This is a genomic window from Thermotoga sp. (assembly GCF_021162145.1).
Lineage (GTDB): Bacteria > Thermotogota > Thermotogae > Thermotogales > Thermotogaceae > Thermotoga.
In genome coordinates this window covers 1-5,318 of the sequence record NZ_JAGGZH010000067.1, presented here as the reverse complement: position 1 = coordinate 5,318, position 5,318 = coordinate 1, and the positions used below count along the sequence as shown (strand labels likewise).

General features: G+C 46.8%; 5 protein-coding genes, 2 tRNA genes and 1 pseudogene. 4 read left to right on the top strand and 4 right to left on the bottom strand.

Annotated elements, in window-relative coordinates; all coding sequences use genetic code 11:
* The coding region (locus tag J7K79_RS04655; protein ID WP_296905658.1) for a Clp protease N-terminal domain-containing protein at window positions 1-962 on the bottom strand (962 nt) is incomplete at its 3' end.
* Window positions 963-1,187: 225 nt separating this feature from the next.
* Between J7K79_RS04655 and J7K79_RS04650 the strand changes: the two genes are divergently transcribed.
* Window positions 1,188-2,102 carry a TIGR00269 family protein gene (locus J7K79_RS04650; protein ID WP_296905657.1) on the top strand — a complete coding sequence of 305 codons (915 nt, stop codon included), beginning with the start codon at window positions 1,188-1,190 and terminating at the stop codon, window positions 2,100-2,102.
* 8 nt (window positions 2,103-2,110) lie between these two features.
* Here the strand turns inward: J7K79_RS04650 and J7K79_RS04645 are convergent, their stop codons facing one another.
* Complete coding sequence (locus J7K79_RS04645) at window positions 2,111-2,602, bottom strand: adenosine-specific kinase (RefSeq protein ID WP_296905655.1); 492 nt, start codon at window positions 2,600-2,602, stop codon at window positions 2,111-2,113.
* A gap of 65 nt (window positions 2,603-2,667) precedes the next feature.
* On the opposite strand from J7K79_RS04645, the pseudogene J7K79_RS09465 reads away from it, so the two are divergent.
* Window positions 2,668-3,405, top strand: a pseudogene (locus tag J7K79_RS09465) (guanosine polyphosphate pyrophosphohydrolase); the annotation flags it as partial.
* Window positions 3,406-3,450: 45 nt separating this feature from the next.
* On the opposite strand, the gene J7K79_RS04640 reads toward J7K79_RS09465, so the two are convergent.
* Both J7K79_RS04640 and J7K79_RS04635 read right to left on the bottom strand, forming a co-directional pair.
* Window positions 3,451-3,527, bottom strand: a tRNA-Arg gene (locus J7K79_RS04640).
* An 11-nt stretch (window positions 3,528-3,538) separates the two neighbouring features.
* Window positions 3,539-3,628: transfer RNA gene (locus J7K79_RS04635), tRNA-Ser, on the bottom strand.
* Window positions 3,629-3,681: 53 nt separating this feature from the next.
* Here J7K79_RS04635 and J7K79_RS04630 point away from each other — a divergent pair.
* On the top strand, window positions 3,682-4,320 hold the full coding sequence (locus J7K79_RS04630; protein ID WP_296905652.1) for an ABC transporter ATP-binding protein: 639 nt from the start codon (window positions 3,682-3,684) through the stop codon (window positions 4,318-4,320).
* Entirely contained in the window at window positions 4,301-5,089 is a 789-nt protein-coding gene (fetB, locus tag J7K79_RS04625; RefSeq protein WP_296905651.1) for an iron export ABC transporter permease subunit FetB, read from the top strand. The genes J7K79_RS04630 and fetB overlap by 20 nt, the downstream gene beginning before the upstream one ends.
* Window positions 5,090-5,318: the final 229 nt, after the last annotated feature.

Genomic DNA, 5,318 nt, shown 5'->3' with positions numbered 1-5,318 from the left:
TCAGGGGTGGTTGCGCCTATACAACTTATCTCTCCCCGGGCAAGGGCGGGTTTCAGGATGTTTGCAGCATCGATCGCCCCCTCAGCTGAACCTGCTCCAACGATCGTATGTATCTCGTCTATGAAGAGTATGATGTTCTTGTCTTTCGTCACTATTTGAAGTAACTTCTTCATTCTCTTTTCAAATTCTCCTCTGTATTTGGTGCCGGCAACCAGTGCGGCAACGTCCAGCGAGAAGATAACTTTGTTCCTCAAGATTTCTGGGACATCACCCGCTACTATCCTCTGGGCAAGCCCTTCAACTATGGCAGTTTTACCAACCCCCGGATCTCCTATCAGAACTGGATTGTTCTTCTTTCTTCTGACGAGGATCTGCATTACCCTCTCTATCTCTTCTTCTCTTCCTATGACCGGATCGAGTTCTTTTTTTGCGGCAAGTTCCGTGAGATTGACACCGAATCCTTCAAGCTGTTTCACGGTTCTGTAGGTGTACTCCTCTTCCTCTTCGTATTCCAAGCCCTTGCTCGAAGAGTAGGAGTACAGGTCTATGATCTCCCTTCTCAGAGCGTTGAGATCCACTCCAAGCTTCCTCAGGATGTGGATCGCAATTCCCTCACCTTCTCTGAGGATACCAAGGAGTATGTGCTCGGGATTTATTTTATCGCTTCCAAGGATCTTCGCTTCTTCGTAAGCAAGTTCGGTTACCCTCTTGGCCCTGGGAGTCATCTGAGGCGAGGGAACAAAGCCTCTCATCCCCATGCCGACCATGGAGATGATCTCAGACCTCACCTTCGAATAGGAAGCACCCATTTCTTCAAGGACTTCCACAGCAGGACCTTTATCTACCTTCAGGATTGCAAGCAAAAGATGTTCTGTTCCCACATAAGAATGACCGAGTTCTTTTGCCTCTTCCTGGGCGGTCACGAAAATTTGAGCCGTTTTTTCCGAGAACTTGTCAAACATAGTCTCACCTCCGGGTCTTTCAATTTCATTATATCACCCTTATGGACATGGTGTCTTTCAAAAATGTTCAAAATGTGTTTGAAAAGAAAGGAGAAAGAAAAAAAAAGAATTACTCTCGCCAAATTCATCTTTGATCCTTGCTGGAAAAATAGCAGCTTGCATTCAATATGGTACAATTTAATCGAACCGAATTTAAATACCAACTCTTCGGAAAGGAGGGGAAAAATGAAGTGTACAAAGTGTAAAAGAACCGCCTCGGTGAAACTAAGGCACTACAACATCAAGCTTTGCAGAGACCATTTCAACGAGTTCATAGAACAGAGAGTGGAAAAGGCCATAAAGAAGTTCAGGATGTTCAGGGAAGACTCGAAGATACTGATAGCCGTCTCAGGTGGGAAGGACAGTGTCTCTTTGTGGCACATATTGAAAAAACTCGGCTATGAAGTCGACGCCTTCTTCATACGGACAGGACGAAGCGAGATGGTCCAAAAGGCTCAGGAAATAGTAGAGAAAAATGCGAAGATCTTGGGGGCCAGGCTTTATGTACTCGATGCAACCGAGTACTTCGGAGGTCTTTCCACACAGGAAGTCTCCATTATGCTGAGAAGACCTGTTTGCTCGATCTGTGGTGTCGTGAGAAGGTACCTGATAAACAAATTCGCCTACGAAAATGGATACAACGTGGTGGTAACGGGTCACAATCTAGACGATGAAGCTTCTGTTCTTCTCGGTAACATCCTGCACTGGCAGGAAGGTTATCTGGAAAGACAGTGGCCACTCCTTCCAAAAACTCATGAAAAACTCGTTCCCAAGGCCAAACCCCTCGTTTTGAACTACGAAGAGGATATAAAGCTGTACGCGACACTCAACGAAATACCACACCTCGAGATGGCGTGTCCATTCTCGATGGGAGCAACATCTCTTGTATACAAAAAAGTTCTGAGGAAACTCGAAGAAGATCAACCTGGGATCACCCTGAACTTCTACCTTGGCTTTCTGAGGAGAAAGAAAGAACCAAAGTACAAAGTCGAAGAGCTGAGAGAATGTGAAGAGTGTGGATATCCAACTACAGCCCAGGTGTGTTCTTTCTGCCGGTTGAGAAAACAGGTGGAAAAAAGGAAAAATAAGGCCCCCGCGTGAGCGGGGGATCATTTTTTGTATTTCGTTACCTCCCTGAGGAACGAGTGTCTTTTCTCTTTGTCCTCCTCCTCTTCCACACCTTTTGGAGGGTAACCGTCAACAATTCCGAGCACCGCCCTTCCCTGCGATGTTATGCCAACTATCACCTGAAGGGAATTTGCTGTTGCCGTGTAAATCCTGCACACCTCTTGTACGTTTTTGATCTGGTTCAATATGTTGATGGGGTATCCCCCTCTTATGTAGATCACGAAAGTGTGGCCAGCTCCTATTTTCTTTGCCGTCTCGATCGCTTGTTTCACCAGTTCCTCGTCATTCCCTTCGTACCTGACCAGACAGGGACCGCTTGCCTCGTTGAACGCTATTCCAAATTTCAAATTGGGATTCGTTGTCACCATAACTTCATAGAGATCTTCGACGGTCTTGATAAAATGAGAGTGTCCCAGAATGATGTTCGCACCTTCAGGAATGGGGACATCCACAACTTCCATCTGTACGCTCACAGTTTCACCTCCCATAAGATATTCTAACATCCAGGGAGGTGAAAAGGGTGGTTGCTGTGCTTGACATGGGAAGCAACTCGTTCATACTCCTTGTTGTATCGAAGGAGAAGAAGGTGATTCTCGAAGAGGTCCACGAGGTGGGGATAGCATCTGGAAATCTGGAGAAAGCAAAAAGAGTGTTCAACGAGTGTGAGAAAAAAGTCAGGGAATTGAGGGCAAAGCTCTACGTGTTCGGGACAGCGTTCTTCAGAAAACATCCAAAGCTCTTCCACGAAATAACCGGTGGCAGAGGGAAGGTACTCTCGGAGAAAGAAGAAGCCTACTATTCTTATTTTTCCGTGGTGAAGGAGTTTGGTGAAGAAAATGTGCTGGTAGCAGACCTGGGCGGGGGAAGTTTGGAACTTGCCTGGAAAGACGGGTATACGAGTTTGGAACTGGGAACCCACGTTTTGAATCGTATCTTTTCCTTAACACTTCCATACAGAAAACCCGTAGACGATGTGGTTGAATTCGTTATGAACAAACTTCCGAATGTGAAAGGGTTACGGCTGTTCGGAGTGGGGGGAAGTTTCGTGGCACTGGCCGCGCTGATGGAGAGAAAATGGGATTTGAAACTGCTCCATGGGAAGGTACTCAAGCTGAGTAATGTGTTGACAACGCTTGAGCGAATCAAATCCATGAGCTTTGAAGATCTGAAAAGGCAGAAGACTTTACCGGAAGGAAGGGAAAAAACAGTTCTTGCAGGTGGGATCATCACCGTTGCTCTTTTGAAGAAGTACGCTCCTGAAATGACGGTGAGTACGAAAGGCTACAGATACGCGATCGCCTGGGAGATACTGGAAGGAAAGTGGCGTGCCCGGGGGGATTCGAACCCCCAACCTCCAGATCCGCAGTCTGGCGCTCTATCCAACTGAGCTACGGGCACATATAAAAAACTGGCGGAGAGGGTGGGATTCGAACCCACGGTGGGGAACCCCCCACACTTGCTTAGCAGGCAAGCGCCTTAGGCCGCTCGGCCACCTCTCCACCTGTTATCTATTATAACAGCACACTCGAATATGTTCAAGGGGAGGAAGAGTATGTTTCTTCTCAAAGGCGTGAGGTACAGAAACATTCTCGAAATAGAAGAACTACACATCCCCGAAAAGATGGTCACCGTCATCGTGGGTGAGAGTGGATCCGGTAAAACGACTCTTTTGAAGATGTTGAACAAGCTGGTCACCCCGGACAGAGGAGAGATCTTTTTCAAAGGAGAACCCCTCGAAAAGATAGACGCCGTCGAGCTCAGAAGGAAGGTGGTTATGATACCTCAATTTCCTGTTGTTTTTCCAGGCGATGTGAGAGAGAATCTCATTGTGGGTCTGAAGTTTTCAGAAAAGAACATACCTTCCGACGAGAAACTCAGGGAGGTTTTGGAGCTTGTAATGCTGAAGAAGTCGCTAAACGATGATCCGGAGAAATTCTCGGGGGGGGAAAAGCAGCGTCTGGCCCTTGCGAGGGTGGGGCTCATGGACCCAGACGTGTTTCTCCTGGATGAACCCACTTCCTCTCTGGACAAGGAGACGGGGGTTGAGATCGTAAGGAGGGTGATCAATCTTGTGCGAAAGAAGAAAAAAACACTCATCATGGTCACACACGATCCAGAGTTGAAGAAGTTCGCAGACCAGCTGATAGAGATGAGAGACGGGAGGGTCTGGTATGGGACCGATAGACATTAGCCTGATACAGCTCTTGAGTGCTTACGTTTTTGTGGTGGTTTTGATGTTGATCCTGAAAGCACGGAAAATCCCCAGAGAAAAGGATGTTCTGATGGCGTCATTTCGAATGACGATTCAGCTGGTATTGGCCGGCTTCATACTGAGCTACATCTTGGAAAAACCCACACCACTCTACACGATTCTCGCTGTGCTTGTCATGGAAATGTTTGCAATCTACAACGTGTACAGAAGAACGAGACTTTCACTTCCAAAGAACGTGAAGGTACGTCTTGAACTCTTCATAGCCATTTCCATGAGTGCGGGCACCCTTTTGAGTCTTGTTTACTTTCTCTACGTGGTGGTGAGGATCAGCCCATGGTTCGATCCAAGATACGTTGTGCCTCTTGCGGGGATGATCATTGGGAACTCCATGACGGGAGTCTCTCTTGGTGTGAAGAGCCTTGCTGAGTCGATTCTATCTCAAAAATCGCTTGTTGAGGCCGCCCTGATGCTTGGTGCAAGGCCAAAGGATGCAACAAAATACTTCAGCGACAGAGCTTTTGATTCCGCTATTCTTCCCACGATAAACTCCATGCTCGGAATGGGAATCGTCTTTCTTCCGGGTATGATGACTGGCCAGATCCTCTCCGGAACCTCCCCGATAACTGCTATAAAATATCAGATCGCCATCATGCTCGGAATCCTCGGAGGGGTAACGATCAGTGTGAGTGTGTTTTTGATACTGGGATATCGAGCCTTCTTTAACAAGGACGATCAACTGGTTATTTGAAGAAGGCACACCCTCTCTGGAGGTGTTTCAAAAATAACGTGAAGGTATAGAAAATAAAGCAAGAGAGATGATAAAATCTCCTTTGCTATGAGGAGAATAAACCCTAAAACAATCATCAAGTTAACTTGCTTTTTCTACTCCAAATATAGATAGCATCATAGTGGGTGGGAGAGGGATAGGATTTAAGAAAAAGACGAATTTGAACTGGATGAGAGGGGCACAGGTGAGG

Coding starts and splice junctions, on each gene's coding strand:
- J7K79_RS04630 (WP_296905652.1), top strand. CDS start 3,682: ATGTTTCTTCTCAAAGGCGTGAGGTACAGAAACATTCTCGAAATAGAA.
- J7K79_RS04650 (WP_296905657.1), top strand. CDS start 1,188: ATGAAGTGTACAAAGTGTAAAAGAACCGCCTCGGTGAAACTAAGGCAC.
- fetB (WP_296905651.1), top strand. CDS start 4,301: ATGGGACCGATAGACATTAGCCTGATACAGCTCTTGAGTGCTTACGTT.